A 22,866-nucleotide genomic window follows, 5' to 3' on the forward strand; every position below is an offset into this window, starting at 1 on the left:
CTGGTTTACGCCCCATGAACGGCGATGGCGGCTTAACCCTCTTCGCCCTTAAACCCTGTGGCCACCACGAATTTCTCCGATGAATCGGGACGGCTTGCAGGTGGTTTGATATTGGCGACCTTGGCAAAACGGCGCTTGAGCAGCTTTTGCAACTCACCTTCCGCGCCGCCTGCCAGCACCTTGGCTACGAATGTGCCGCCCTCTTCTAAGACATCGAAAGCGAAATAGGCCGCCGCCTCGCAAAGCGCGATGATGCGCAGGTGGTCGGTCTGTTTATGCCCGGATGAGGCCGCGGCCATATCCGACATCACCACATCTGCCTTGCCGCCGAGCCATTCCTTGACCTTGAGGTCGGCGTCATCCTCCATGAAGTCGAGCTGGTGCAACTCGCAGCCCGCAATCGGCTCCATCTCTTGTAGGTCAACGCCCAGAATGGTGCCCTGCGCCTTGCCCTTCTTTTCGCCCAATACGTTGCAGCGTTTGACGGCGACCTGACACCAACCGCCCGGCGCGGCGCCAAGGTCCACCACCCGCGCGCCGGGGACGAGGAAACGGTATTTATCGTCCAACTCCATGATCTTATAAGCCGCCCGCCCGCGATAGCCTTCGGCCTGCGCGCGTTTGACATAAGGATCGTTCAACTGCCGCTGCAACCAACGGGTCGAACTGAGCTTGCGCCCGCGTGCGGATTTCACCTTAACCTTGAGGTCACGCTGACCGCGCCCCGAGGTGTTCTTTCCGTCCGGTGTCTTGGCCATTAAAAGACCCCTTCTTCTAATACGCCATCGGCGCTCATCTGTGCATATAGCAGGCCTTCGCGCAGACCGCGATCCGCAACTGACAGCCTGTCGGTCGGCCAGCAGCGCATCAAGGCTTGCAGGATCGCCGCCCCCGACATGATCAGCGCCGCCCGGTCTTGGCCAATACGCGGATCGGCGCGCCGCCCGCCCGGACCCATGGCGATATAGGAATGGATCACCTTATCGATCTGGGCGCTGGTCATGCTGAGGCCGTCAACCTTTGTCCGGTCATAGCGCTTCAGGTTCAGGTGGCTTGCCGCCACGGTGGTCACGGTGCCCGAAGTGCCAACGATCTGGAACCGCTTTTGCGACTGGATCGTCTGATAGGGCGTAAAATCGGTGAGGTTCTCTTCGAAAAACCAACTCATCAGCGCAAAGCGCGCGGCATCGTCTTCAACGTCAGAAAATTGATCGCGCAGGGTGGCCACCCCCAAAGGCACGCTGATCCAATCCACCACCCGGGCGGCGGGGACATCGGATTTCGCCTGATAGAACCCGCCCTGAAGCCGCATGATCGAGCGTGCGCGGTCGGCCCGCGGCACTTTGGAAATGTCGATCCAGACCAACTCGGTCGAGCCGCCGCCGATGTCCACCACCAGCAGGTTTTCCGTCTTGCGGCTGACCAGCGGCGCGCAGGAGATCACGGCAAGCTGGGCTTCTTCTTCGGGGCGGATAATGTCGAGCTTGAGACCGGTCTCGCGCTGGATACGGCGCATGAACTCCGCCCCGTTTTGCGCACGGCGGCAGGCTTCGGTCGCGACAAGACGCATGTTCTGCACCTTGTTGCGCCGCAATTTCTGCTGACAGATGCGCAATGCCTGAATGGTGCGCGCCATCGATCCGCGCGACAACCGCCCGGTCTTCTCCAAACCGGCACCCAATTGCACCGATTTCGAAAAACTGTCCACCACATGGAAACCGCTGCCCCGAGGCTGGGCGATCAACATGCGGCAGCTATTTGTACCCAGATCTAGGGCCGCATATAGCTCATTAGATCTGGGCGGAACTGGCGCGGGGCTCAGAGCCGGAATGTCTTTGTCGAGCGCACCCGCACCTTTGGGACGCTGTGGCGCCATGGTTACGCGCCTTTCATATCGAGTTGCCCCCAAGGTATTCCCTGCGCCCAGCCGGTGCAAGTGGTCGCGGTGCCTTGGGCCAATTTCCGCGGCGTCCGTGGGCCTTCCTCGCCCCGCCATCAGGGCTACCTCACAATCATCTTGAGAATAATGGGGGCGCCGCCCCCTCGTGATGGCAGGGTCAATGCGCTATCACCTCTCCCAAGTCGCGGATGGGTCGTGTTTTGTCGAAAAACGGCCCTGTCCTGACCGCGACGCTCGTTAGACAGGTTTAAACCGGAGGAATCGTCCCATGCCCGCAGTCACCATCGTTTACTGGCGCGATATCCCCGCTCAGGTGATCGTCGGCAAGGGCCGTCGCGGGTCAAAACGCCCCCTGCCCGAACGCTTTGAACAGGCGATCGACCGCGCGGCGATGAAGGTGGGGGCCGCCAATACCGATGCCTATCTCGCGGAATGGCGCAAGGCAGAGCCTTTTGAGGTTGAGGGTGATCCCGATAGCATCGCCGATGCCGAAGCCGCCCGCATCGACGCGGAATACGACCGCGACCGGATTAAGCAACTGATTGACAACGACGGCTGGGCATAGCCTGCCAGCCCTATGATCAAGGACACGCTCATGGCACTTTTGAACTTCCGCAAAAAGGAAACACCGGTCCCGCAGGCGCCGGTGGCCGAAATCGAGGCGCTGTTGGAAGATTACTCGATCGAGGTGATGCCCCGCACCGCCGAAAAGGTCGAGGATTTCCGCGCCCTGCTGCCAGAGGGCACCCGTGTCTATATCGCCCATATCGACGGCACCCCGATCGAGGATATGGTCGCCACCGCCGCGCGGTTGAACGCGGATGGCTTCAAGGTCATGCCACATTTCCCGGCCCGCATCATCAAAGACCGCGCCACGCTGGCCGATTGGATCGCCCGTTATCAGGGCGAGGCCGATGTCCGCCAGGCGCTGCTGCTGGCGGGCGGTGTCACCACCCCGGCGGGGGAATTCAGCGACTCGATGCAGTTGATGGAAACGGGGCTGTTCGACAAAGCAGGCTTTACCCGCCTGCATGTCGCAGGCCACCCCGAAGGCAACCGCGATATCGATGTCGACGGGGGCCGCCTCAACGTCGATGCGGCGCTGAAATGGAAGAACGATTTCCAGACCCGCACCGATGCCGAAATGGCCATTGCCACGCAATTCGCCTTTGACGCGCAGCCGATCATCGAATGGGCCGACAGTCTGAAAACCGCTGGTATCACCCTGCCGATCCACATCGGCGTCGCGGGCCCCGCCAAATTGCAAACGCTGATCAAATTCGCCATCGCCTGCGGCGTCGGCCCCTCGCTCAAGGTGCTGCAAAAGCGGGCGATGGATGTCACCAAGCTGCTGTTGCCCTATGAGCCGACAGATGTGATCAGCGAACTAGCCGCCCACAAAGCGGCCCACCCGGATTTCAACATCACCCATGTGCATCTTTTCCCGCTGGGCGGGATCAAGACCAGCGCCGCATGGGTCCAAGAGAATGGCGGCGCCTCTGGGGTGCCCGCCGACGCAGCCTGAAGGAAGTTACATGACCAGAACCGTCATCGAATCCAAGACCAAGACCGCCGTCATCGGCTTTGACGAGCCGTTTTGCGTGATCGGAGAGCGGATCAACCCCACGGGCCGCAAGATCCTCAGCCAAGAGCTGGAGCAAGGCGATTTTTCGCGGGTCGAGGCGGATGCCATCGCGCAGGTCGCCGCAGGCGCCACGGTGCTCGACGTGAACTCGGGCGCGGTCTTCTCCAACAAAATGGCCGAAGACCCGCGCTATGCCGACAACAACTTTGTCGAGCCGATGCTGATGCCGGAGTTGATCAAGGTCGTGCAAAACGCCGTCGACGTGCCGATCTGCATCGACAGTTCGGTCCCCGGCGCGCTGGAGGCGGGGCTTGAGGCCTGCGAAGGCCGCCCGCTGCTGAACTCCGTCACCGGAGAGGAAGAGCGGCTGGAGGTCGTGCTGCCGCTGGTCAAGAAATACAACGTGCCTGTCGTGGCGATCTCCAATGACGACACAGGGATCTCCGAGGACCCGGATGTCCGCTTTGCCGTGGCGAAAAAGATCGTCGAACGCGCCGCCGATTTTGGCATTCCCGCCCATGACATCGTCGTCGACCCGCTGGTCATGCCGATTGGCGCCATGGCGACGGCGGGGCATCAGGTCTTTACCCTCGTCCGCCGTTTGCGCGAGGAATTGGGCGTGAACACCACCTGCGGCGCCTCCAACATCTCCTTCGGGCTGCCCAACCGCCACGGCATCAACAATGCCTTCCTGCCCATGGCGATGGGTGCGGGCATGACGAGTGCGATCATGAACCCGGTGGCCGTGCCGCTGAACGCCACCAAAATCGCCGAAAAGCGGGCCGAGATTACCGCCGCGGGGATCATCCTCCCCGAAGATATGGATGATGAGACCTTTGCGACGCTTTTTAACCTCGGCTCGACCAAACCCCGCCCGGGCAAGGAGATGGAGGCCATTCGCGCCGCCAACTTCCTCTTTGACCGTGACCCTCACGGCAGCGCCTGGATCGAGTTCAACAAAAGCGCGCCCAAAGCGGGGCAAGAAGGCCGCGGTCGCGCGGGCCGTTCAGGTGGACGCCGCCGCCGCTAAGACCGCCTAGCAAGATTGAAAAGCCCCGCCAGCATCGCTTGGTGGGACTTTTTCTATGCGGGCGGGCGGAAGTCCGAAACGACGCTTTCCGGCGCTACTCCGGCCGGTTCCCACTCACCAATTCTTGGATCGCGGCCATGACGGCGGCCACATGATCGGGGTCTTTTGCCGCGCTATGCGGCTCATTGAACCCGCCCATGTCATTGTCGAAATAGGCGCCGGAGGCCTCTGCAAACTCATCCGAAAGGGCTGCTCGGGCAAGTATGTCAGCCCCGATGCTCAGGTCGTTCCCGGCGACGCCAAAGCCTTCCTTTACCATCTTCGACGCTAGAAGAGAGCCGGGATTCACCGCGATGAAAAGCGGCCCGTCCTGATGCGCGCGGGCCATCTGTTGGGTCCAGATCGTGATCGCCAATTTGCTCTGCGCATAGGCCGCCATATCGTCAAGCGTCACCTCGCCCCTAAGCGCAGCCACTTCCACCGGCGCCTGCGCGGCGGAGGAGAGGTTCACCACCCTGCCCGCTTTGGGAAGCACCGGCAGCAACAGTTGAACCAGCAGATAGGGCGCCAGCGTGTTGACCACGAAACGCGCGTCCAACCCTGCCTCGGTGCGCGGCTCGGGCAGTTTCAAGACACCGGCATTGTTGATCACCACGTCGATCTGGCTGTGATCAATGCGCAGCGCCTCTGCCAGCGTCACGACCTCTTCCAGCCGCGACAGGTCCGCGCGGTAGGTCTGGGGATTGCCGCCCACCTCCGCCGCGGCGGCGCTGAGTTTCTCGGCACTGCGCCCGTGCAGCAAAACGCTATGCCCCTGCGCGCTGAGCTTTTTGGCGGTCAACAGACCGATACCGTCGGTCGCGCCGGTGATGAGGATCGTCTTGGTCATCTGTCTCTCCTTACTGGGTCTCTGCGCGGGGTTGGGAGGCGGCTCTGCGCGATCACCAACCGCCCAGAACCTGCTTTCCGATCACCCGCCCGCTTTCCTGACGCTCATGGGCCGCGCGAAGGTTTTCCACATTTATCACGCCCGCATGTTCTGTCACGGTAGAGCGTAAAATGCCTGCGTCGATCATCTGCGACACCCGGTTCAACAGGTCGCGCTGCGCAGTCATGTCCGCGGTCTGGAACATCGAGCGTGTGAACATGAACTCCCAATGCACGCTTAGGGCTTTCGGTTTCGCCGCTTTCATATCCAGCGTCTCAGGGTCGTCGATCAGCGCGATCTGCCCACGCGGCGCGATGGCTTCGATGATGGCGGGCCAATGCGTATCGGTGGCCGTCAGCGCGGCGACATAGCTGGGCGTGAGATCGAGCGCGGCAAGCTGCGCCACCAGATCGCCCCGGTGGTCCACCACATGATCCGCCCCCATCTTGCGCACCCAATCTTGTGTCTCTGGCCGCGAGGCGGTCGCGATCACGGTCAAACCGGTCAGGGCCTTCGCCAGTTGAATAAGGATCGACCCCACGCCCCCGGCCCCGCCGATGACCAAAATCGCCTCCCCCTCGCCAGCGCTCTCGGCCAGCCGGAAGGCATCGAACAGCATCTCCCAAGCCGTGATCGCGGTCAGCGGCTGACCGGCGGCCTCCACGTAATCAAGGGTTTCAGGCTTTCGCCCGACGATCCGGGAATCGACCGTGTGGAAGGCGGCATTGGTCCCCGCGCGGGTCACGTCCCCGGCATAGAACACCTCATCGCCAACCGCGAAATCGCTAACCTCTGCGCCCAGTTCCACGACCACGCCCGCGGCGTCAAAGCCCAAGACCTTCGAACCACCCTCAGGCCCCGAAAGCGCGCGCAGCTTCACATCCACAGGATTGACCGAGATGCCCTTCACCTCCACCAAAAGGTCACGTGGTCCGGGGGCGGGACGCTCAATTTCGAGCATCTCCAAAACCTCTGCCGGGCCGGTGGTGTTATAGCCGATGGCTTTCATTTCGTCTGTCCTTCTGCAGGGATATTGCTGTTGGGCAGAAGGTATCAGCTTGCCGGGCTATATAAACCGAGAGAGATGCGGATAGAGTTTTTAGATACAGAGTATAATCCGAACGCTTGGCAAGCCTACGGCAAAGCCCCCCGCAGGCGAAGGCACAACCCCCAACGCGACAAACGACATTCATATGGGAAAAATGGCGGACCCTAGATCAACCATAGTTTTGAGAGATGATACTCTAAATTATTGAAAATAAACAGAGTATGCGCTGGGCCGTATACGGACTGTGACCCAAAATGTGCACAAAAATGTGTCCAATTCCTGATGGGCTTAGGCCCGCCTGTATCCATCGAGGATCAGTTCAACGACCGAGGCGTGGGTGACATACCCGCCGACGCGGAACTTCATGCCGCCCGGGACCACCTCGCCGCGGATCGTGGTGCGCCCGCCGCTTGCGCGAATGACCACGATCTCATGCTCGCCTTCTTTGAAGACCCTGTCAGTAAACGGCTTGTAGAACATCCCTCAGGCTTCCAGCGTGACTGGGCCGCCGGTCAGCACCGCGATCTCGGCGTCAGAGTAGCCCGACTTGCGCAGGGACGCGACGTTGCGCTCGTGCTGGCGGCCGAGGGCGACTTGTGCGACGTGGTCGTAGCTCTCGCATGCGAGTTGATCCTCCTTACCCTCGGTCCAGACCGTGGCGGCCTTCGCGTGACCGAAGCGGATCGTGGCCCCTTCGCCGTAGAAGCCCATTAGGGCAGCGGCGGCCTCGATCTCTTTGCATGCCGCCTGATACTTGCCGTCGGCATCGAAGACCTTGATGTCGGGTGATCCAGCCATGTGTTCGTCCTTTTCTTGGTATATTTTCAATCTATGCCGAATCAGAATACCATTATGGCATAGAATTACAAGAGTTGATGTCGGGCGCAGCTGTGCCCACATCCGTACCCATGCAAGAGGAATATCGATGACCGAGAAAGAGATCGCCGCTGCCCGTCAGGGGCTCATCGCATTTGTCGCAAACCTGTCGAAGCTCGCTGCGCAGGCTGAGGCCAGAAAGAAAGGCGCGGCATAAGAAAAGGGGGCCAGCCGGCCCCCCGGCCCATAATGTTAATCACAGTTGGCTACCCCGCATGTGTGACAGAGACGCTTCGTTTGAACTGAATGCTGCCGTTCGCCGAATGCGGGGCGAAGTTCCGGTCGTGCTTATACTTCCGAATGCTGCGCTCTGCCTCAACGTCCGAGTTGGTCCACTGAGAGCACTATGGGACGCATCTCGGGTGTTGAGTTCTTTGAGCTTCAAAGATTCTGCTGCATTGCATGGTTGGCCAAATTGACTTCGTCGTAAAAATCTCCTGCTAGATTGCACTTTGAAGCCACGGGTATGTGTACTGCCATCTTTATGGGCATCGCTACGGGGTTACCGGTCAACGGGTTCTTTGCAACGGTGGTAAAAATCGCTAGACATAGGATTGACCCTACAGTCTTTTTCCCCGCAAAAATCTTATCAATCTCGGCCTGCCCATTGTCTGCGATCAATTGTTCTATCATTCCAGAAATCATGGAACGGCATATTGTCCAAACGACGCGCCAATCTTGATAATAGGTTCCTTCAGCTGGCCAAGGATCGGCGTCCAAGATGTATGGTGTCAAATTGAAAACAACGATCCCTTCGTCCGCATCACATCGCTCTATTTGTTCAATTCCTTTTTTCAGATGTTCAAGTAGAGACTGCGTGTGATGGGATTGGATCGTTTTAAAGGCATAGGCACGAGACTTGTCCTCTTGAACGGAAATCACGTCGGGATTGTCTCCAGCAGAGTGTGTTGGATGATCAAGCCGGATCCGTAAGTCGTTCGCCATTAAAAGGCAGGCCCAATACAATTCGATCAACTTGTTGTAAGTGTCGGCGCTTTCGTACTGGCGCTGTTGAGTCAGGTGTACAGCGCCATCGGCCAACTTTTCTAGATGAGGGATAAGCATTTCGAAGTCTGGATGTTTCTGTACCTTGAGAACCTTGGCCGCGAGGTCGTGGATGGCCGCACCAGCCGTACTCTCTTGTCTTCGGTCTTCATGAGGTGTGGGCTCTCCGCTCTTGATACGCTGTAAGATTCTGTACAAAGAGAGCGTATCGGCGCCAGATTCTGGGTGCTTAGGGATGCTTATATTCTTTGAAGCCAGCAGCTCCTCAAAAGCATCTACGGTCTCCATCGCATTTTTAAACGGTACTAGCATTCACGTGGCCTTAGTCACAATATTGGGGCTTCAACAATTTTCTAAGTTATCTTTGCGAAGAAAACCACTTTGACGTGCGACGCCCCAAGAGGCAAAGGCCTTTGTACCGCTCTCAACGCAGACCCGCCATCAGCTGCAACCTTCACCGCTGAAAAGGCTCGCCCGCTCAGTAGAAGTCCGGTTTAAGCCCATATTGCATTTATTCTGCATTCAAGCGAAGGTCAGCTTTGGAGATTGCGGCCTTGTCGAAGATATTCGAGCCATTGCGAACTGGAGCTTCCCACCTGTGTCCAGTAAGAATTTGACGACATCACAGGTAACATGAAACAGCCAACAACAGTAGTTTACAGAATATGAACCCGAGTAATAATGAGCTAGTCGATCCTGATCCTTTTCTGCTCGCAGCCGTGTGCTTACAGGGTACAGCGGTAATTTTACAGCTTATTCAGATCAGCCAAGCTAAGGCGCGCCCCTCTTCCACTGTGGGAGCCGTCCGTAACCGTATTTCGATGTTAACACCACTAGAGGAAGCGTTGGATGATTTCGATGCGGCTATTGAGAAGGCAGAGCGAATGATACGTCGTTCATCCGGAGCCCCCACGAAGGAGTTCTATGAAGCGTCTTTTCGAATATCAGTTGGCGTCCTGAACTTCAGCTCTAAGAGCGTGCAAGAATACCACAACGCTGTTGCCGAAACGACCGCTAAGCTCTCAGCACTCACACGTTGGATTGGACACATAATAGGTCAAGACCCTGATTATGCCGCGAAGCTTGGTGAAGATATTAACAAAGTAGTTAGCGGCTCATCAGAACGCTTGAATGCGCTGATGGGAACAGGCGAGCCGATTGAGCTGGTTTTAACAGAGGCGAAATTGGTACGAGACACTTGCAGAGGCGCGATCAAGAAATATTTGGATAGCGCCTCAAATAGCTAACTCACGTCTATCTCTGGCAGCCTGCAGAGTTGAGCGTCGTGTCGCCGTTTTTTTTGGGAGGGGGCTATCTCCTGCAAACCCCCGAAGATATTGTTAGTATATTACCAAAATAACGCCTACGGGCGCCGAAGCATAATGATCCGCCGATCAATAGTAGCCATCGGGGCGGCTGCAGCGAATGTGCGGTTTTACCGCATGTCGGTCGTTGCCCAATGCCATAACAACGTCTGCTTTAAAATCGTGATACCGCCCTCGAAGAAGTCTTCGGGTGGGCAGGATCACAAAAGCCCGTCGCATCAGGGATATTCCAGCCCCCCCTGCCCACGGTAACCGCATGGCTGGCAACCGGCCCCCTATTTACTTCTTGCTGCCCTTCAAGAGCGCCTCTTCCAGCTGCTCCTGCCGCTGATCGTGGTAGCCCTGCCAGAAGCACATTTCCATGGACGCCCACATGCGCCCCAGCGAGTTGCCGAGGTACTTCTCCGGCAGGCACATAGCGATGAAGATGCCGCAACCTGCGGCGATCGCCAGCCCCCCCATCACATAGAACATCCCGGTGCAGAGGAAGTAGAGGAACCCCAGAACGCTCATGCCGATACCTCCCCTGCTTTGCGGCGATCGCGCGATGCCCTGCCCTCATTGTACTCCTGCATGGACGAGAGGAATGTGGTCACCAGCTCATCGCGAGACATGTTGAAGATGTACTCCACCAGAGCGCGCTCCTTCGTGGTGATCTTTTCCGGCCCGCAGTGGAAGTTCACCCCCGGCCCAATCTCGCAAAAGGCACGCTCCAGCCGCAGAGCCTCGGCGTCGGCAGCCTTGATCCAGTGAACGTCCCGGTCGCAGGCTGGCGGCGTGACGCCGAAGGACGCAAAGATAGCCTTGTCCAAGTCCATCTTGATCTGACCCAGAACATCGAACCCGGCGCGAGCCTTGATCACCGCATTGGCAGGGCTCGGAATTTCACCGAGGTAGACCTCATGCGCGTCATGCAGTAGCGCAATGCCGCGCAGGTCATACGGCACCATCTCCGCAACCAGCAAGCTGTGCTGTAGCAGGTTCGATTTGGTCTTGCCGCGACCGCCGAAACGGTTCGTGTGGAGCATGGCGTTGATCACGTCTTCATTGATCACGTCCGCAGCCTTGGGCGCACCAATGTCCAGCAGCGTGCCGCAGACCGAGGAGATACACCCCGGCGCGCCGATGCTGCCCGGGCTCAGGGGTGTGCGCCGCTCAATGTTGCCGACCGGGAGGTAGGCCGCGTCAGGTAGTGTTGTGCTGTTCATGCTGCAGTCCATTCTCCAAGAAGGTCCATGAACGCGAAGGCGATGTCGTCTGCATCCTTGTGCAGCTCTTCAAGCCCTGCGTCGTTTGTTAGGACGCCGTCCATCAGGTCGTCCGGCATTGACAGCTCGGAAACGTGATCGTTGACCGGCCCCACGCCCGGGCGATCCACACGGACAGCGTAGCCGCCAACTGCTTTGATCGCGATCAGCTCATTTTCGTAGCGGAGATCGTCAACAACAATACGAGAATCGGACGGCATTGCGAGGATGTCGCGCACCGCCTTATCGACCCAGAAGTTCTCGCCGAAGCGGACGCGCGCGCCCTCGCCCAGCCATTGCATCAGCTCACGCGGTGTAGTGTCGAGGCCTTGGATGTACTCCTCCTTGAGCGCACCCTCGATCATTTGGTCGACGATGTCGTCCGAGAACCCGATGGACTGCAGCAGCCCCCGGGTCGCAGCCTTCAGGTACTTCGCGAACTTCACGCGGACAAACCCGTGCTCGTCGATCAAGCGCTGGGCGACGGCGCTCTTGCCTGCCCCCGCATACGCATTTAGCCCAATAATCAGTCTTGCCATAATGCTGCCCCTTAGAACTTTTTGCCGCCGACGGCCGCACGGGCCTCGGGCTTATGATCGGCGCGCGCGGCGTTGTAAGCCATCTTCGCGTAGATTGCGTTGCCGACATCCACTCGGAGTGCACCCGCCAGATCGAGCAGGCGGATGATGGCATCGCCGATCTCAACCTCGACGCCCTTGCGGTCGGTCAGGTGGTCGTCCATCGCGTCCTTGCGGAAGGCCTCCATCGCCTCGCTGACCTCAGAGTGGATCAGGCCAATCTTCGTGCCGACCTCATGTGGATCGACGGTGCCGTCGGCCTGCAGGGTCTTCCACCAGCCAGCCTTCAGGCTCGCAGCGTGGAAGTCGAATGCCATATCGTTGATTGCGCGGATGTTAGGGGCGCTCATTTGCGCACCATGCGGGCAGCAGCGGAGAGCAGGTTTACTGTGCCGCTGACGGCAATTGTCAGGCCGACCGTAAGGCCAGCCCAAACCCAGAAACCGGAGACGTAAAATTGGAGAACTTCAAGCATGGTGTTCCTCGCGCTTTTCTCTTGTGTTGATTCGTATTGCCAATCTGGCACAATACGGGGCGCGAGGAAACCTATTTTGGGTCAATAAAAGGGGTGGGTGAACCTTGCGATCTGACCGTTGCGGACGTGGAACATGAACGCCTCGACCGCCTTCAACGCGCCGACATAGCCCTTGCGGTCATGCCAGCCGTCGGTGCCGCTGGGGGATCGCACCACCTCGACCATGACCTGACGCCGGAAGTCCTCTTTGCCGGGCCGGATCACCGTCACACCGATGCCGTCCTTCTCGACGATCTGCCCGCCGATGCCGACCGACTTCTTGACCTTGTGATGGAGGTGCCCGGTGATCCAGTATCCGCGCATGGCCTCGCCGAAGTGGTGGCCCGCCTCAAAGGCCATCAGGTGCGCGAGGTCAGACTCCTTTGCGCCGTCGCCGTGAGTGAAGCCCAGCAGGCTCTCACCGTAGACCATGTACTTGCGGTGGCGCGGGGTCTGCAGGTCGTCAGGGAAGCTCACCCGCCCGTCGTTGCGGAAGTGCGCGGCCAGCGCCATGTTGACGCTCCAGTCGCTGCGCCACGGGTGGTTGGATGCGGTGAAGACGACAGTGACAGGTGCCTCTTTGGCTGCCTCCTCGATCACCCAGACCCATGTCTCGAATGCGGCGATCCACTGGCTGTGCCATGTCACGTCGGAGTCCTGAGGCGTGCCGCCGGTTGTGGCTCGGCCATCCTCAGTGTGCATGCCGTCGTTGCCTGTGTTGAGGATGATGCGCTCAAGGCCAAAGGCCCCGGCCATGGTCAGCAACGCCTTGGTGCCGTCCTTGGTGCGCTGCTCAGCGATACGGATGTTGTACTCATCGCCGGTCTCGATCGCAGCCGCCAACTTACCGAAGTGGAGGTCCGCCGGGGTCAGTACCAGCGCGTGGTCGCCGCCTTTGTACTCGATGCCGCTCAGTGGGACTCGAGTCCCGCCGAGCGCGTGCGCTGCAGCCATGATTGCTTTGACGTGATCCTCGGTAGCTCCGAGATCGCCGGGCTGCGGGACCTTGAAGAAGTAGGACCGCCCCGTCTCTTGATCCTTGTCCCAGCCGTGCCTGAGCTGGGCGGTGGGGATGCCCCGGGCCTCGCATTGCTCGACCTGCTCTGGGGATAGATTGTCGTGGCGTGGATCCCGCCCCGAGGGCGTCATGCCCAGTTCCAGACCGCGGTCGCGGCGGTAGACCAGCGTATTACGGGGAATGCCGCTTTCCCGCGCAGCCGCCCGAGAGCTACCGCATACATCAAGCCAATCGATTGCCGCCTGCAGCTCTTCGGTGGTAAAAATCTTGCCCATTATCTCTGCCTGTGCTGTTTATATTTGCCAATATGGCAATTGTATGAGCCAAAAGAAACCCCAACGATTCGCGCGAGGCGCACGCGGATCGCTGGGGCTGTATGACGCGCCTCAATGAGGCAGGGGCTGGCGCGTCAATTCTATTCCGTGGCTGGCAGCGTGGGGTCGACAAGCGTGCCGTCGCGGCCGTCTTTGAAGGCGGCTCTGATCTCCAGAGACCGCAGGCGATCCTCGTGGCCACCATGCCGCGCCTTCAGGTCCGCGATATCACGGTGGACGTTCTCAAAGCCCTTCTGAATCATATCCTTGAGACCAGCTAGCTCGCCGCGCATAACTTTGACCCCCATCACCGCCCCGATCACGGAAACAATCCCGGTCGCAACGAGCGCGGGGATGAGGTATTCGAGAAGGGCAGGAAGGGTCAAAGGCTCAACTCCGGTCATGACATCGTAAATCCTTGGTAGAGAGCGATCAGACGTTCCCCACAGAGGGCCTTCTGTCGATCGCTGAGTTTCAGTTTGGCTATCAGCCGGATGGCCTCTTGCCGGGTTAGCGCGCCCTCAGGTGCGGGCACGGTATATTCAAAGCAGGCAACGATCTCGTCAGGGACGGGGTCGGGCCTCAGGTCCAGATGCTGGCTCCCAAAGCCTACGCAGCCAGTCAGCATCATCGCTAGAAATACAGGCGCGATCCGGCACGCTCTGCAGATAGGCTTCCAGCTCTTCATGGCGTTCCTCCAGCTCAACGATCTCGGCGCGGTGTTGTTTCGCGCGTTCCACATCCTGCTGACGCACCCTTTGGTGCGCCTCGATGACTCGCTCGGCGCGCGCCAGCTCATCGCGCATCGCGGCGGCCTTCTCGGCCCCCCGGCCCTGCCCGTACATGACCGCCCCGAGGGCGAGAGCACCCGCGACGATCAGGTAGACCAGATATTGGCCGAGGGCCTGTCTCACACCAGCTCCTCGTGGGACTTGCGCCAGCGATCGTAGATAATGAAGCCAGTGAGTCCGACGATCGCCGCGATCATCAGCGCCTGCATGGGATCGATGCCAAACAGGTCAGCGATACCCTTGCCGTCTTCCAGCGCATAGCGCGCCTCAGACACAGCCCCAAGTCCGCCGAGGCTACCGAGGCCCAGCGCCGCGCCAGCGGTCTTGGATCGAGTGATCGGCTTGCCGGTGGTCTGGCCTAGCTCCAGAGCTTCAGCGAAGCGCACGAAGTACGCCTTGCGCTCTGTGAGGTGGTTGTAGCCGCCGTTGACCCTCTTGGTGATCTTCTTGACCACAGCCCCTGTGGCGCCCTGATCCGCGATGACGCCGAGCTTGCGGTCCTGCCAATAGAAGACCGCGGACTTGACTGCCCACTCGGGGGTCTCCAGCAGCTGAGGCTTGGACACGAAGTCGACACCCATGGCGCGCGCCAGAGCGGTAGTGTTGTAGCGCCCCGTGGTCTGGAAAATGCCCCGGCCCCGGTACTTGGCGCCATCCCCCGGCTGGGTGTTGCCAAGCATCTTGGCGACGTGCTTGCGACCACCTTGCGGGCCGTACATCCGATTAAAGTAGGCGGTGCCGCCGTACTCCCTGAACGTGCGGAAATGCGCGGTCTCAACAGCCGCTTGCGCGAGGAAGTGAGCCAGACGCAGCGGCGTGTCGACGCCACCCTCGATCAGCACATCGGTGTGATCGATGATAGCATTGCGCACATGGGGCTTTGCATCCGGCACGACGCTGAGGGCCTTGCGGACCAGCTCGGCGTCTACCGGCGCTCTCAGCCTCGCTGGGCGCCGCTTGGGGCGCAGCCAGCCGAACATTAGACGCCGCCCCCCTCAACGGGCGCAATTGCCGCGAGCATTGCCTCCTTTTTCGATGGCGCAGGAAGCAAGGCAAGTCTGCGCAGGGACTTGCAATCGCGCCCTGTGCTGCCCGCGTAGTCCCCGTTGAAGAGTACGTCGATCTGATGCCGCCCAGCTTCAAGTGTGACTGTATCCTCCCCGACCCTGAAGTCGCGCGCAGACCCGCCATCCGGCAATTCGCGGGCCGTGATCAGGTTGCCCTCCAAAGCCGCCGCCAACCGCTTGCACTCATCTTTGCTAAGTTTGTCGTTCTTCATCTTGCTCATCCTTTACGAGAGATAGCTGAGGTCGCCCGAGCTGTAGCTCACCGCAACGAAAACCCCACGGTGCTTCGCAACAATAAACTCCTCGGCTTCGCCAAGTTGATAGAGCAGGCCCTTACTCGCTGCGGAGTAGACGTGGTCCCCGCCGTTGCCCTGAACATACAAAGCCCCATCAGCAACAAATGCACGCGCGTCCTCGCTAAACTGGGTCGGCATGTACGAGAAATTTATGCCGTCACTTGAGTAGTGATAGCCGTCCTTTCCGAATGCATAGATCGCACCATCAAACTCAATGACGTCCGTTGGCTTGCTGCCCGCACTGACCCCAGCGCAGTCCGTCCAGCCCGAACCGGGGACAAAGTACTGCGGCGGGTTGTCTTCGCGCGGGCGGTAGAAGCGCCCGTATGTGGGGGAGTAGCACACCTGCCAGCCGTCGCCGCCGGGGGCGGTGCCGCTGTCGGTGGGGGCTGTTGCGAAGCCATCAGGAGAATAGCTGTAGTAGACAGTGGTGGTGGTCCAGCGAGACATGAACAGCACGCCGCCTGCGGAATCAACCGCCAAGCCCACACGCGAAACTACGTCATCATTGACCGACAGAGCCCCCGCTGGTGCGGGGGTCCATGAGATAAGGTCACTAGACCAAATAATATCGCCGCCAGACCCCGTATCCTTGGATACCGCAATATACCGCGCCCCATCGTGGACAATGCCCGCAAAACCACGGCTTGAGGCGTCAATCATTTCCTTGGGGATTTCCGCCCAAGATTTCCCATCCTGCGATACAGCCAGAGGCCCCGCCGGGCCAGACGTCGAGGAGTTAAGCATGGCGACAACAACTGAATCGCCGTCGCTCGCAGATTGGTAGTGATCGACGGCGCCAGTTGGATTGAACGCAGGCACCCAGTCGGTAATAATCGCATTAGCAATTGACGTACTGCCCGCCGGGGACGGAGAGACCCAGCTCGACCCACTCAGCATCTTCAACTCGCCGTTGGTGGTATCCAGCCGGTAGGCGGTGCCGTCCTCGACAAAGTACTCATACTGACCGGAGGTGGAAGCCACAGCAGTGGCATTCGACCAAGTGTCGGTCGCCGGATCAAATTGCTCAAGATCAGGCGTATCCACGTTGTGGCGATAGAACACGCCGCCGGCGCTGAAATACTCGTAAGGATCGACGTCAATGGACGTCACGCTTGCCCACGTGTCCGTAGCTGGATCAAGCTTCTCAAGATCGTCGGTCCCGACGACGTGCCGGTAAAAACCACCGTCCGACTCGAAATAATTGTACTTTGCCCCGAAGGTGCTTGTGAAGGTAGCCATTAGCCCACAACCCTTTCTACTGCCTGCCACTGCCCTGCAATGAAGGTCATTTCGATTCCTGTTTCGTCCACGTCGAGCGTGAACGTCGCCGCGCCCGCGATGGTGTTGCCGTTGCCCACGATCACGACATCATTCGCGCCAAGCCGGTACACGGCGGTCTTGTCGCCGACCGCCGGAGCGGCGGGCATCGTGGCGTTGATTGCGCCGCCCGAGGTGTCGCACCAGTACTCACCCCCAGCAGCTGCGGTGAAGTCTGCGGCGGGGTTGGTTGGCGCTTGAGGGGTGGCGCTGGTGGCCCACGCCGCACCATCCCACCATTCAGACTTCCCGAGGTCTGTGTTGAAACCTTCTTGGCCAACGTAAGGCGATGCTGGACGCGCGGCGGTTGCCCAGCTGGTGGGCTCCCACGTCACGTTGCCCGCGCCATCGTTGCGTAGGTATCCCTCAGAGTCCGCAGGAAGCGCAGCAGCGGAAGCGACCCACGTCAGATTGCCAGCGCCGTCGTTTGTCAGTGTGCCGGCGGCGTCTGGGGGGAGCGTTGCCCCGCCGCCGCCTGTGGCGACCAGACGCCAAGCTCCGTCGGCGGTGTACTCATACGCCCGACCGTTGGCAGCAGTGTGCTGCGTTCCTACTGCTGGTGCTGTGGGGAATGCCATGCCTCGTCCTTACGCTACTTGCAGCCAAATGTCGGACGTGCCGTCATTCGTGCGCTTGTACAAAATGTCATCGTCGGAATCGTACCAAGTGTCGCCCACGTTGGGCGCAGCCGGGGGGACAGGATTGACGGTATGAATCGGCGCGGAGAACTGGATCGTGCCCGCGACATCGTTGAACGTGACGCCGGTGGCGGAGCTAAGCGCCGCCTTGACCAGATCGTAAATCGTAATCTCGGAGATCACACCGCCTGAAACGTCGTATACGTTCAGCTTGTCGTTGAGAGGGTCAGTGGCGGCGGCAACAAGTACCGGCTGGGTGCCATCGCCCAATGTCATTGAGAAGTCGTCTGCCACACGCTTCACGCCGCGAGATGCGGTCAGCGACCCCATGGCATTGACAACGGTTGCAGTAATGGCCTGAGACAGCATGAGGTCGTTGGTGTTGTCCAGCGTAACCCCCGCGGCGCGGATTGCTTCTCGCAGCTGCACGGTAATTACATTGAGCCAAGACGCGGTCACGATGGTGCCGTCGGCCGTCCCCGGGCCAGTACAGTCCTTAAAATAGGTATCGATCCCGACACCCGACACATTGGGGTCAAGGGGCGGTCGCGTGGTCGCGTAGTTTGGAGATTGCGGGCCAAGTGCCGTCATATGCGTATCCTCATTGCCAATATGGCACGGTATAGGAACCTAGATAGGGTCGCCCGCGCCCGAAGAAAACCCTTGCCGATTAAAACAGCGTCAGCCGCGGTGAGCGGAGATCAGGCAACGATATTGCCGTTGGTTTGCTTCCGCCAATTCGCGCCGTCACAGTAGACCATACCCTCAGCGCCGCCGACACCTGCCATCCCCTCGCAGTAGGTGGCGGCGCCCTTCCCCGCCGACCCGGCCGGTGGCAGCAGCGATGGAGAGGAGTAGGAGCCCATCTTAACGCACCTCGGATCACCGATGGTGGCGACATTCACCCAGCGCTCGGATGAGCCGTCGTGAGCCCGCACGAGGACCTCCCCCGTAGCGGTGTCCGTCCACAGGTCGCCGGGCGCAGGGTTGGCCGGCGCACCCGGGCTCGATGTTGCCTTGGTGACGGGGAACACCTCATCAAAGGACGCAGCGGCCCACCCTGCGCCGTCAAAGCACTTTACCACAGCGGGCGCTGAGCCGGTATCGACCCAGAGGTCTCGGCGGCGGGGAGCTGACGGGGCGGTGGGCGCGATTGTAGTCCGATCGAACATACCCGCGTCCGCCAAAGCGGAGAGCACCAAGTCGGACAGGTGCGCGCGCTCCGCATCTCCGAGCTTATCGGTCGGTAGGAAACAGACAGTGTGGGCGGCGTTATTGAACTTGGTCATCAGATTGTCCCCATGGGTCGTGCTGTTGAGGCGGAGGTGTCGATCGATGCGTTGACTTCTGCGATACTGACGCGCCGAGTTCCCCCAGCGCTCGCGTCGTGGATCGGAATGTAGTCGTTGACTGGATCCACACTGGCCACCGGCAGCAGAGTTGAGACATCCAATTTAAGCACGCGGTCCTGCGAAAGGTCCCCGCCCCCGATCAGCCCCGGCCCTGCGAGAACCGCGGTGGATGAGGTCAGGAACGCTCCGGTAGAAAGGTTCAGGGTGATCCTTCCTGTCGCCGGATTCTTATCCATGGTCAGAGTTGTGCCTGAGGGTGGGACCAGCACGGCGTTCAGTATCTCGTAGGGCGAGATACTGCCAAAGTCGCCTACCGAAGTGTCTTGGATGACCAGAAGGTCGTTTTTAGGGTCAACTTTTGTCATGCTTCACGCCGTCATTGTCTTGAGGGTTGCAACATCGATCTCAATCTTGTTGCCCGTTTTCTTCAGGCCCGACCCGACTACCAGCGAGTCAATGCTGCCGTAGAACTTCACGGCCTGCAGGACCATATTCATGTCGCCGTCGGTTATGGTGATGGGCGCGCCATCCGCCACAGCCTGCCGCACCAGATTGCGCAGCGAGCCGAGGATCATGTTGAAGAATGCCGCATCAAGAATCGTGCCGTTTTGATCCCCCGGGGTGCAGTCCACTACCCATGTATCCACACCCCACCCGGCCCGGTTGTTCGTGATCCCCGGTGGCAGTGAGGTTGCGGAGTTGTAGCCCTGCGGGCCGAATGCAGTATTGGTCGCCATATCAGCTCCAGATCATTTCAATCGCCAACACGGTGTGCGCGGGCTTAATCTCGTTCATTGCGGTCAGGAGCGTATCAATACCCAAGCCCCTGAGGGGCTGGCACGGGTCTCCTGCGGATACGCACCCGGTGAGGCACCACGGGTCCAGAAAGGGGGACTGAGCTTGCTGGTTCACCATCGACGCCGGAACGTCGATCGTCAGCTTCCAGTGGTGCGCGTGGTTGGTGTATGGCTTGAACTTTCCGGTTGCGTCCCGGCAGTGCGGGAAGTCCTCCTTCCCATACAGCGGCGTAAGATTTCCATTTACCCCGCTAAGCGCAGGGCCGGCGCAGTACCCGGCATCGATCCGAGGCCCGGTGGGGGCCTCTGGCTTGACGAACCATCCAGCGAGGTTGCAGCACCCGTCGCCAAGCGCCGCGCTACCCAGCAAGGACCCGGGGACGGTCGCGCACGTTACCTGCTGCCCACCGCCTTGCAGCCAGTCTTCAGGACCGGGGTGTTCTACGGCCCTACCCGCCCAGCTCGCGTTAATCTCAGTCAGGCCGAGTCCCGAACCGGCATCCGCTGGCTCTGGGGTCACCCCAAGCTGAGCGCAGCCGGTGATGCACCCTCCAGCCACCAGTGGCGGGATGCCTGACACGTCCTCGCAGGTCACGACCCACCCAAGCGCCGTCGCCACACTGGTGAAGTAAGCGCAGTCGCCGCCGCCCTGCGCGGCCACCTTAGCGCAAATGTCGGCTCGCAGGTTGGCTCTCGGGTCAGCATCCGGCTTCAAGCAGACCAGCGGTGCGTCTACTTGCTCTTGGTACTCGATGCCGTACTGCTCAGCCCAGATTTCTAGCGTCTCGTCCGCGCCCTCGCAGAAGAACTCGCTTACCAAGGCGCACGCCCGGTCCTCGAAGTACTTCACAACCTCAGCGAAGCCCTTCCAGTATCGCATCATCGTAGAGTCAGGATCGCGCGGCCACGCCCGGCCCCGAGGCAGGAGGTCAGCTACCTGCTCAAGCTGCGTATCCACATCCGCCCCGCAAAGGGCGGCGGCGCTGTCGGAAAGCTGAGTTTCGCAAAAGCTTGTCATGCGGACACCTCGATGAATGCCTCATCAAATACGGGTAGCCGCCCAACAGGGATCGCGTAGTCGGTGGCGGGCAGGACAACCCGGTGGTATCGCTCGCCGGTGGCGTTTGCCACGGCCTGCCATACCCACGACTGGCGGATGTAGACGGTGTCGTCGACCGTCGAGACCTCCGCCTTCTCGGCAATCATGTTTTTCAGCTCAGCCTTCACATTTGCCACAACCGCTGGAGTGTACGGGGACAGGCCGGTGATCTCGATACGCACTGGCTCGGGGATGGGGGCGGACACGGTGACATTGGCCGTGATCGGCTTGAGGCTATCGATGTAGGCCTGCACGATCGAGACGTCCGCAGCGTTGGGCACGCCGTCGGGGTACGAGTCATCCATCGTGAACCAGACACCAACCGTGCCGGGACCGTATGCGGTGGGCGCGACCCAGACCCGGGTGACGCCGGAGACCTCGCCCGCCCAGCGCACATAGTCTGCCCTTGATCCAGCATGAGGGGGAGTCTGCAGTCGATGCAGTAGTCGGCGCCGAAGCGTGGTGTCCGACTCGATGGCTGCGCCGCCGTTGATGCCGTCGCTTACGGTTTCGGATGTGGCTGGCACGCCTGCTATCACCGCGATCATCGTCAGCTCAGAGCCGCCGGAAAGGTTGTAATCCTCCCCAGAGGCGTCAGCCTCCAGCAGCAGGGTGGCCGTACCCGAGGCATCAACGCGGGTCTCCTCCAGCACATTATACAGCAGGCCTGCCGCGTTTTGATACTGGGTCCCTGCCGGGATTGCGGCCATGTGCGTCCCGCCGGTGACAGTAGCCAAGCCGGTCGCTCTGATATCCAGCCGGCGAGTGATGCCGTAGCTCTGCGCGTGCCGGTCTAAAAACTCACCGTCGGCCGTGAGGGGGAACGCCTGCTTAGCCAAATAATCCTGCCGTGAGAACAGCTCCCAGATGCGGCCAGAGATCACTTTCGCGGAGATCGTGATATTGTTTGGCCACACCGTAAAGTCGGTGCCGGGCAAGTGCATGGTGAACGCAGCCCGGGTCCGCTCGGTGATGTCTTGTAGGGAGGGAATGCTCCACGCCATTCTTGCCGTCCTTGCCGCATCGGGTTACCTGTTTGGCATATAGGGCGGCAATGTGCTGGGTTAAAGGCCCGAGACCTGCCCCCACAGGCGTGAGAACCGCTGGCTGTAGCGCTTCTGGCCGTCGCGAGAGTAGACATTGATCTCAATGTAGACGTGACCAGACCCCCGGTCAGCCTCCACCTCCACCGCCCGGCTTGCTATGGCGCCCTGATCCTCAAGCGTCTGCAGGGAGTCGTATACCGTGTCCTTGATGCCCTTCAGCGTCTCATCGGTGATCGCGCTGCGCTCGTAGAGCCACAGCAGTGAGCCCAGCTCTGTCTCACCGTCCTCCGCCCGCACGTCGACCTGATCGCCCCACCACCCCCTGCGGTCGTCAGCTGAAGTTGGTAGGTCGCGGTCGTCGGGTGCGCGAGCATCAGAGAAGACGCAGAGAATGATCGAAGTAAGCAGCACAGCGTTATCCCTGAGATCACCACCCTCAAGGACCCAGTCGCCCATGCTGCCGCCCGACGCCCAGTCGGTATCCCACAACAGCAGATTGTCGCGATCGCATACGCTATACTCGGAGGGTCGTGTCATACCGGGTTACCTGTAGTTGATGGGCCGCTGCTGACGCCCGAGTGCTTGTGATCGTCACCTACATTGGTGCCATTGTGGGTGAGCGAGCCGCTCTCGATCTTCACGTCGCTCGCCGCCAGCGTAATGGTGCCGCCCGCGTTGACCGTGTAGTCAGCTGCAGCCGTGATGGTCACCTTGCCGTCTGCCATGCTCACGATATTGCCCCACTGGTCGGTGATCGTGATGCCCGCAGTGGTCAGCTTTACGGTCTGACCGCCCGCGTCATACAGGACTGTCTCGCCGATCCCCGTGTCTTTCTGCCGGTACGCTGGGTGTGTTGCGCTCAGCACCTGCGCACCGTCCCGCGTCCCGCCGATCGACAGCATCACGACATCGCCACCCGGCGGGCAGACAGCGGTCAGACCGAAAGGCTGCCAGTTCTGGACCTTGTCCATCTCCTCACCGTAAAGCCCGAAGACCCTCTGGCGCTGGAGCCCCGGCTGGTCATCGGTATCCAGAAGCACGCCGCGAGAGATAGAACTGGACATGCGAGTCTTCAGCTCGGCGACTTCCGCC

At 60.2% G+C, this 22,866-nt stretch carries 31 protein-coding genes; 4 read left to right on the top strand and 27 right to left on the bottom strand.

The window, feature by feature from the left end; genetic code table 11:
- Positions 1-32: 32 nt before the first annotated feature.
- Positions 33-758, bottom strand: a complete 726-nt coding sequence (locus ACGYKA_RS11695) for an RlmE family RNA methyltransferase (RefSeq protein ID WP_168613015.1) — start codon at positions 756-758, stop codon at positions 33-35.
- Positions 758-1,876 carry a Ppx/GppA phosphatase family protein gene (locus tag ACGYKA_RS11700; protein WP_067266266.1) on the bottom strand — a complete coding sequence of 373 codons (1,119 nt, stop codon included), beginning with the start codon at positions 1,874-1,876 and terminating at the stop codon, positions 758-760. The genes ACGYKA_RS11695 and ACGYKA_RS11700 overlap by 1 nt, the downstream gene beginning before the upstream one ends.
- Before the next feature lie 292 nt (positions 1,877-2,168).
- Between ACGYKA_RS11700 and ACGYKA_RS11705 the strand changes: the two genes are divergently transcribed.
- Genes ACGYKA_RS11705 through ACGYKA_RS11715 form a run of 3 tightly spaced genes read left to right on the top strand, consistent with a single transcriptional unit; the run spans position 2,169 to position 4,515 of the window.
- On the top strand, positions 2,169-2,465 hold the full coding sequence (locus ACGYKA_RS11705; protein WP_168613014.1) for a virulence factor: 297 nt from the start codon (positions 2,169-2,171) through the stop codon (positions 2,463-2,465).
- Between the two features lie 30 nt (positions 2,466-2,495).
- A complete protein-coding gene (locus ACGYKA_RS11710; protein WP_394418005.1) occupies positions 2,496-3,425 on the top strand; it encodes a methylenetetrahydrofolate reductase in 930 nt (309 codons plus the stop codon).
- A 10-nt stretch (positions 3,426-3,435) separates the two neighbouring features.
- Positions 3,436-4,515 (top strand): methyltetrahydrofolate cobalamin methyltransferase, encoded by a 1,080-nt coding sequence (locus ACGYKA_RS11715; protein WP_271687328.1) that lies wholly within the window; start codon positions 3,436-3,438, stop codon positions 4,513-4,515.
- Positions 4,516-4,609: 94 nt separating this feature from the next.
- On the opposite strand, the gene ACGYKA_RS11720 is transcribed toward ACGYKA_RS11715, so the two are convergent.
- From ACGYKA_RS11720 to ACGYKA_RS11740, 5 genes are all read right to left on the bottom strand, one after another.
- Positions 4,610-5,404, bottom strand: coding sequence for an SDR family NAD(P)-dependent oxidoreductase (locus tag ACGYKA_RS11720; RefSeq protein ID WP_394409222.1), 795 nt, complete (start codon positions 5,402-5,404; stop codon positions 4,610-4,612).
- Positions 5,405-5,456: 52 nt separating this feature from the next.
- Positions 5,457-6,452 carry a zinc-binding alcohol dehydrogenase family protein gene (locus tag ACGYKA_RS11725; RefSeq protein ID WP_394438788.1) on the bottom strand — a complete coding sequence of 332 codons (996 nt, stop codon included), beginning with the start codon at positions 6,450-6,452 and terminating at the stop codon, positions 5,457-5,459.
- Positions 6,453-6,779: 327 nt separating this feature from the next.
- On the bottom strand, positions 6,780-6,971 hold the full coding sequence (locus ACGYKA_RS11730; RefSeq protein ID WP_394438790.1) for a hypothetical protein: 192 nt from the start codon (positions 6,969-6,971) through the stop codon (positions 6,780-6,782).
- Positions 6,972-6,974: 3 nt separating this feature from the next.
- Positions 6,975-7,289 carry a hypothetical protein gene (locus ACGYKA_RS11735; protein WP_394438792.1) on the bottom strand — a complete coding sequence of 105 codons (315 nt, stop codon included), beginning with the start codon at positions 7,287-7,289 and terminating at the stop codon, positions 6,975-6,977.
- 459 nt (positions 7,290-7,748) lie between these two features.
- Positions 7,749-8,684: a hypothetical protein gene (locus ACGYKA_RS11740; protein WP_394438793.1), complete on the bottom strand. Its 936-nt coding sequence runs from the start codon at positions 8,682-8,684 to the stop codon at positions 7,749-7,751.
- 353 nt (positions 8,685-9,037) lie between these two features.
- Between ACGYKA_RS11740 and ACGYKA_RS11745 the strand changes: the two genes are divergently transcribed.
- Entirely contained in the window at positions 9,038-9,619 is a 582-nt protein-coding gene (locus tag ACGYKA_RS11745) for a hypothetical protein (protein WP_394438795.1), read from the top strand.
- 357 nt (positions 9,620-9,976) lie between these two features.
- Here the strand turns inward: ACGYKA_RS11745 and ACGYKA_RS11750 are convergent, their stop codons facing one another.
- The 20 genes from ACGYKA_RS11750 to ACGYKA_RS11845 all read right to left on the bottom strand — a co-directional run bounded on the left by ACGYKA_RS11750 (position 9,977) and on the right by ACGYKA_RS11845 (position 22,838).
- Positions 9,977-10,210 carry a hypothetical protein gene (locus ACGYKA_RS11750; protein ID WP_394438797.1) on the bottom strand — a complete coding sequence of 78 codons (234 nt, stop codon included), beginning with the start codon at positions 10,208-10,210 and terminating at the stop codon, positions 9,977-9,979.
- The gene (locus ACGYKA_RS11755; RefSeq protein ID WP_394438799.1) at positions 10,207-10,905 is read right to left on the bottom strand and encodes a hypothetical protein; all 699 of its coding nucleotides are present in this window, start codon (positions 10,903-10,905) and stop codon (positions 10,207-10,209) included. Before ACGYKA_RS11755 ends, ACGYKA_RS11750 begins: the two co-directional genes overlap by 4 nt.
- Positions 10,902-11,483, bottom strand: coding sequence for a hypothetical protein (locus tag ACGYKA_RS11760; protein WP_394438801.1), 582 nt, complete (start codon positions 11,481-11,483; stop codon positions 10,902-10,904). The genes ACGYKA_RS11755 and ACGYKA_RS11760 overlap by 4 nt, the downstream gene beginning before the upstream one ends.
- A gap of 11 nt (positions 11,484-11,494) precedes the next feature.
- Positions 11,495-11,872, bottom strand: coding sequence for a hypothetical protein (locus tag ACGYKA_RS11765; protein ID WP_394438802.1), 378 nt, complete (start codon positions 11,870-11,872; stop codon positions 11,495-11,497).
- Positions 11,869-11,997, bottom strand: coding sequence for a hypothetical protein (locus ACGYKA_RS11770; RefSeq protein ID WP_394438804.1), 129 nt, complete (start codon positions 11,995-11,997; stop codon positions 11,869-11,871). Before ACGYKA_RS11770 ends, ACGYKA_RS11765 begins: the two co-directional genes overlap by 4 nt.
- 81 nt (positions 11,998-12,078) lie before the next feature.
- Complete coding sequence (locus ACGYKA_RS11775; protein ID WP_394438806.1) at positions 12,079-13,329, bottom strand: hypothetical protein; 1,251 nt, start codon at positions 13,327-13,329, stop codon at positions 12,079-12,081.
- Between the two features lie 140 nt (positions 13,330-13,469).
- Positions 13,470-13,772: a hypothetical protein gene (locus tag ACGYKA_RS11780; RefSeq protein ID WP_394438808.1), complete on the bottom strand. Its 303-nt coding sequence runs from the start codon at positions 13,770-13,772 to the stop codon at positions 13,470-13,472.
- Positions 13,773-13,931: 159 nt separating this feature from the next.
- Positions 13,932-14,282, bottom strand: a complete 351-nt coding sequence (locus tag ACGYKA_RS11785) for a hypothetical protein (RefSeq protein WP_394438810.1) — start codon at positions 14,280-14,282, stop codon at positions 13,932-13,934.
- Positions 14,279-15,139, bottom strand: a complete 861-nt coding sequence (locus ACGYKA_RS11790; protein WP_394438812.1) for a glycoside hydrolase family 19 protein — start codon at positions 15,137-15,139, stop codon at positions 14,279-14,281. The genes ACGYKA_RS11785 and ACGYKA_RS11790 overlap by 4 nt, the downstream gene beginning before the upstream one ends.
- Complete coding sequence (locus ACGYKA_RS11795) at positions 15,139-15,438, bottom strand: hypothetical protein (RefSeq protein WP_394438814.1); 300 nt, start codon at positions 15,436-15,438, stop codon at positions 15,139-15,141. Before ACGYKA_RS11795 ends, ACGYKA_RS11790 begins: the two co-directional genes overlap by 1 nt.
- A 12-nt stretch (positions 15,439-15,450) precedes the next feature.
- A complete protein-coding gene (locus ACGYKA_RS11800; protein ID WP_394438816.1) occupies positions 15,451-16,764 on the bottom strand; it encodes a hypothetical protein in 1,314 nt (437 codons plus the stop codon).
- Entirely contained in the window at positions 16,764-17,420 is a 657-nt protein-coding gene (locus ACGYKA_RS11805) for a hypothetical protein (protein ID WP_394438818.1), read from the bottom strand. The genes ACGYKA_RS11800 and ACGYKA_RS11805 overlap by 1 nt, the downstream gene beginning before the upstream one ends.
- Positions 17,421-17,429: 9 nt before the next feature.
- Entirely contained in the window at positions 17,430-18,071 is a 642-nt protein-coding gene (locus ACGYKA_RS11810; RefSeq protein ID WP_394438820.1) for a hypothetical protein, read from the bottom strand.
- Positions 18,072-18,181: 110 nt separating this feature from the next.
- Positions 18,182-18,769, bottom strand: coding sequence for a hypothetical protein (locus ACGYKA_RS11815; RefSeq protein ID WP_394438821.1), 588 nt, complete (start codon positions 18,767-18,769; stop codon positions 18,182-18,184).
- Positions 18,769-19,197, bottom strand: coding sequence for a hypothetical protein (locus tag ACGYKA_RS11820; protein ID WP_394438823.1), 429 nt, complete (start codon positions 19,195-19,197; stop codon positions 18,769-18,771). Before ACGYKA_RS11820 ends, ACGYKA_RS11815 begins: the two co-directional genes overlap by 1 nt.
- 3 nt (positions 19,198-19,200) lie before the next feature.
- A complete protein-coding gene (locus ACGYKA_RS11825) occupies positions 19,201-19,569 on the bottom strand; it encodes a hypothetical protein (protein WP_394438825.1) in 369 nt (122 codons plus the stop codon).
- A gap of 1 nt (position 19,570) precedes the next feature.
- Positions 19,571-20,647 carry a hypothetical protein gene (locus tag ACGYKA_RS11830; protein WP_394438827.1) on the bottom strand — a complete coding sequence of 359 codons (1,077 nt, stop codon included), beginning with the start codon at positions 20,645-20,647 and terminating at the stop codon, positions 19,571-19,573.
- Positions 20,644-21,732: a baseplate J/gp47 family protein gene (locus tag ACGYKA_RS11835; protein WP_394438828.1), complete on the bottom strand. Its 1,089-nt coding sequence runs from the start codon at positions 21,730-21,732 to the stop codon at positions 20,644-20,646. Before ACGYKA_RS11835 ends, ACGYKA_RS11830 begins: the two co-directional genes overlap by 4 nt.
- Before the next feature lie 60 nt (positions 21,733-21,792).
- Entirely contained in the window at positions 21,793-22,230 is a 438-nt protein-coding gene (locus ACGYKA_RS11840) for a phage GP46 family protein (protein ID WP_394438830.1), read from the bottom strand.
- A 77-nt stretch (positions 22,231-22,307) separates the two neighbouring features.
- Complete coding sequence (locus tag ACGYKA_RS11845; RefSeq protein WP_394438831.1) at positions 22,308-22,838, bottom strand: phage baseplate assembly protein V; 531 nt, start codon at positions 22,836-22,838, stop codon at positions 22,308-22,310.
- Positions 22,839-22,866 lie beyond the last annotated feature (28 nt).

Origin of the sequence: Sulfitobacter sp. 1A15106 (assembly GCF_043556995.1) — a bacterium.
Lineage (GTDB): Bacteria > Pseudomonadota > Alphaproteobacteria > Rhodobacterales > Rhodobacteraceae > Sulfitobacter > Sulfitobacter faviae.